Raw genomic sequence first — 399 nt, 5'->3', positions numbered from 1 at the left:
AGTACGGGTTCTACTACCGCTACGACACCGACGAGGAACGCGCGGTGCTCAACCGCCTCTGGAGGCTGGTCAACAATCGGCTCAACTACCTGACCCCCACCAGCAAACCCATCGGTTACGGCTCTGGCCGCAACGGTCAGCGTCGCCGCCTCTACGACGAGCCCAACACCCCCCTGGACCGCCTGCTGACAGCCAAGGTCCTTTCACCGGCCCAAGAATCAGAGTTGCTTGCCTATCGCGACAGCCTGAATCCCGCCGCGATTGGGCGCCAGATCGCCGACCTGCAGGCCGCCCTGCTCAGGCTCGCCAAGAACAAGACCGAGCAGCTCTACCTCGCTGCCATACCCACCGCCTTGCCCGACGTCAGATCCGGGATACGCATCAAGAACAAGGCCGCCA

The 399-nt window shown here is 63.4% G+C and carries 1 pseudogene; it reads left to right on the top strand.

Annotation, left to right across the window (positions count from 1 at the left end):
- Positions 1–399: pseudogene (locus F0Q45_RS26895) on the top strand (integrase); the annotation flags it as partial.

The organism is Mycobacterium simiae, from assembly GCF_008370645.1.
In the GTDB taxonomy this organism is placed as follows: Bacteria; Actinomycetota; Actinomycetes; order Mycobacteriales; family Mycobacteriaceae; genus Mycobacterium; species Mycobacterium simiae_A.
Note: the sequence above shows the minus strand (reverse complement) of the source record. Positions and strands in the feature narration are given on the sequence as shown.